General features: G+C 64.0%; 4 protein-coding genes. All 4 read right to left on the reverse strand.

The window, feature by feature from the left end:
* Window positions 1–33 precede the first annotated feature (33 nt).
* From RM190_RS23215 to tnpA, 4 genes are read right to left on the reverse strand one after another with little or no spacing between them, the layout of a single operon-like run.
* Window positions 34–636 (reverse strand): plasmid pRiA4b ORF-3 family protein, encoded by a 603-nt coding sequence (locus RM190_RS23215; protein ID WP_285051549.1) that lies wholly within the window; start codon window positions 634–636, stop codon window positions 34–36.
* On the reverse strand, window positions 633–2285 hold the full coding sequence (gene tnpC / locus RM190_RS23220) for an IS66 family transposase (RefSeq protein WP_311761854.1): 1653 nt from the start codon (window positions 2283–2285) through the stop codon (window positions 633–635). The genes RM190_RS23215 and tnpC overlap by 4 nt, the downstream gene beginning before the upstream one ends.
* A 58-nt stretch (window positions 2286–2343) precedes the next feature.
* Window positions 2344–2694: an IS66 family insertion sequence element accessory protein TnpB gene (gene tnpB / locus RM190_RS23225; protein WP_311761855.1), complete on the reverse strand. Its 351-nt coding sequence runs from the start codon at window positions 2692–2694 to the stop codon at window positions 2344–2346.
* Window positions 2691–3092, reverse strand: a complete 402-nt coding sequence (tnpA, locus tag RM190_RS23230) for an IS66-like element accessory protein TnpA (RefSeq protein WP_311761856.1) — start codon at window positions 3090–3092, stop codon at window positions 2691–2693. The genes tnpB and tnpA overlap by 4 nt, the downstream gene beginning before the upstream one ends.
* Between the last annotated feature and the right edge of the window lie 60 nt (window positions 3093–3152).

Consider the following 3152-nt stretch of genomic DNA (forward strand, 5'->3'; position numbering starts at 1 on the left):
GTAACCATCCGGCGTAGGCCGCGGCAGCGATGCTCAGGGGGCGCCCTTGGGCGCTTTGGGTTTTGCGGGCCGGGGAGCCCATCTTTTCGCGAGCCGGTCAAAACGTTCGACGATGCTGTCGCTACAGGCATCTTCGGGATCAAATGATCCACCTGACCAGCGGACCATATCTTCGTGCTGCTCGTGGTCCGGATCGGCGAGGGCTACGAGGAATTCCTCGTATCCGGGGGCACCACCGACGTCCTCGGGCGGGCAGGCTCCGCTGGCTTTCAGAAGCCGCGGATAGGTCACACCCGGGACGGCCTCGTTGACCTTCTCGATCCGGATGCTGTGATCCCAGTCATCACCGAAGTCGTAAACATAGTGGATCGTCCTGGTGCCGGTGTCCTCGAGCACTTTTTGCAGCGTTGCCTTCTTCGCGGGCATGGGGCCGTCGTAGAAGCCGTCGGGGTCGGGCATGCCCCAACCGGCGTCACCGGCCCGGAATTCGTAGAGATGGGTGTCCGTCCAGCCCATCGCCGCCTGGATCACCTCATGCAGCCGGTCGAGCCTGATCTTCAACGGCACTTCGATATGGCGCATCGGCTGCGGATCGACGTCGTTCAGCAGGATCCGGAGGCGGGCGATCAGGGTCATGCGGCCATCCTTTGTGGGGCTTGAGTCCAGTTCCACGGCAGTAATTCTGGCAGGCGGGACAGAGGCGTGTCTGCCAGTCGTGCCAAGACATCAGCCAGCCAGGCTTGAGGATCGACGTCGTTCATCCTGGCGGTGACGATCAGGGAATACATGAAGGCGGCACGCTCGCCACCGCGCGGCGATCCGGCGAAGAGCCAGGCTTTCCGGCCGAGTGCGACGCCGCGGAGGGATCGTTCGGCGGAATTGTTCGTAAGGCAGATACGGCCGTCATCGAGGAAGCGGGTAAACGCTTCCCAGCGGTCGTCTTCTTCGAACATGTAGTTGATGGCCTTGGCGACGGAGTTGTGCTTCGACATCCGGGCGCGTTCGGATCGCAGCCAGTCACGCAGATCGCTGACCATCGGGCGCACCAGCCGCTGACGGGCGTCATGGCGGGCCTCGGCGGTCAGGCCGTTGATCTCGCGTTCGACATCGAAGATGGTATCGAAGCGTCTGACGGCTTCCAGTGCCACAGGCGAGATCTCCTCGGCCACCGATCTGCCCTTGCGAGCCGTGGCTTTGACATCCGCCAGTTCGAAAAACTTGCGCCGGGCATGCGACCAGCACAGCGCGCTGCGCACCGGCGCGGGCTTGTGATCATGGCAATAGAGATCGTTGTAGCCGCCGTAGGCGTCGGCTTGCAGGATGCCGGTCCAGCCCGCCAGATGCCGGGTCGGGTGTTCTTTCCTGCGGTCTGTGGAGAAGTGATAGAGCGCAGCCGGAGGCGCCCCTCCGCGGAAGGGCCGGTCGTCGCGCAAATAGGTCCAGAGCCGGGCGGTCTTGGTGCCTCCCTTGGCCAGAAGCGGCACGGTGGTGTCGTCCGCATGCAATCGTTCAGCGCCGAGGACATGGGCGCGGATCAGATCGTGGATCGGCTGCAGGGCGACGGCGCAGGCCCCGACCTGGTCGGCCAGGGTGGAAAGGCTGATCTCGACGCCCTCCTTCGCGTAGCGTTCGGCCTGCCGGTTCAGGGGCTGATGCTGGCCGAACTTCTCGAACAGCACCATCGCCAGCAGGTTGGGCCCCGCCCAGCCCCGAGGCGTCGGATGAAACGGCGCCGGCGGCTGGCTGATTTTCTCGCAGTCCCGGCAGGTGAACTTCTCGCGGACGGTCTGCACGACCTTCCACTGCCGGGGAATGACCTCCAGCGTCTCGGTGATGTCTTCGCCCATTTTCACGATGCGCGCCGAACCACAGCAGGTGCAGGCGGCAGGAGCCTCGATCACCACGCGCTCGCGCGGCAGATGCTCGGGGAACGGCTTGCGGGTGGGGCGGCGGCGTTCGAACGCCGAGACCATCGCCCCGGGGCCCGTTGCCTCCGCTTTGCCTCGGTCATCAGCAATGTCGGTCTCGATATCCTCGAGTTGCATCTCCAGTTGTTCAATCAGCCGGGCATGGCGCTCGGCGCTCTGGCCATATTGCTCGCGCCGGAGTTTGGCGATCTGCAGTCGAAGGTGCCGGATCATGTCTTCGGAGGCCGAGACGATTGCCTGAACCTGGGTCAACTCCCCCTTGGCGGCGACCAAAGCGCCCTCTGCAGCAGACGCGCGGACCTCTGCCGCGGCGAGTGCGGCGCGCAGAACAGCGATCTCAGATGCGGTCTCAGTCATACCAAAGATCTACCACGCGGTCCCGAAATAGTCCAATAAAACAAGGGTATTTTGACTATCACCCCGCCGAGGCAGGTCGCTGCGTCCAGCGCGGATTGCGCCAGTCGATCCCTTCCAGAAGATAGCCGAGCTGCGCCGCCGAGACCGGAACGGCCAAGCCATTCTGACTCACCGGCCAGATGAACTTCCCGGCCTCCAGCCGCTTCAGATACAGCGACATGCCGACGCCATCGTGCCAGAGGATCTTGATCAGGTCGCCCTTGCGCCCCCGGAAGCAGAAGATCTCGCCCCCGTGCGGATCGCGGCCGAGCCCCTGCTGAACCTTCAGCGCCAGGCTATTCATCCCGCACCTCATGTCCGTCACGCCGCCCGCAATCCAAACCTTTACCCCGGCAGGAAAAGCGATCATCGCGGGTCCAGCACGACAAGCAGCGCCGCCAGATGCGAAGGGGAAAGCGCGGTGGGGATCGTCATCCGCCGACCATTCGTCAGGGTGATCTCGATCCGGGCATTGTCTGCCTCTCTCGAGGGCTGCTCAGTTGACGCGGGAGGAGACCCTTCCATCACCAACGGCATGAACCCACCAGCTTCCGGCGCACCGAGCATCCCGCGGCGATACTCGCGCCGCCAGATCGAAAGCAGAGACCGCGAAATCCCATACCGGCGGGCCGTCGACGAGCCCTGACGGTAGCCGCGCAGGCTCTCCTCGACGATCCGGACCTTGTCCTCGTCAGACCAGTGCCGACGACGGCCACCCTCATCGGCGGCGAAGATCTCGATTGGTGAAACAACTGAAGCGCATGCCATAAGGCTATGCCTTACGACCATTTGCTCAGTCAGAGCAGACGGCCCTCACCGCAGGCTTAC

Origin of the sequence: Paracoccus broussonetiae (genome assembly GCF_031854425.1) — a bacterium.
Lineage (GTDB): Bacteria > Pseudomonadota > Alphaproteobacteria > Rhodobacterales > Rhodobacteraceae > Paracoccus > Paracoccus broussonetiae.

What these genes read in the sequence shown, in the direction of transcription:
- RM190_RS23215 (WP_285051549.1), bottom strand. Translation starts at nt 636, where the DNA reads ATGACCCTGATCGCCCGCCTCCGGATCCTGCTGAACGACGTCGATCCG.
- tnpC (WP_311761854.1), bottom strand. Translation starts at nt 2,285, where the DNA reads ATGACTGAGACCGCATCTGAGATCGCTGTTCTGCGCGCCGCACTCGCC.
- tnpB (WP_311761855.1), bottom strand. Translation starts at nt 2,694, where the DNA reads ATGATCGCTTTTCCTGCCGGGGTAAAGGTTTGGATTGCGGGCGGCGTG.
- tnpA (WP_311761856.1), bottom strand. Translation starts at nt 3,092, where the DNA reads ATGGCATGCGCTTCAGTTGTTTCACCAATCGAGATCTTCGCCGCCGAT.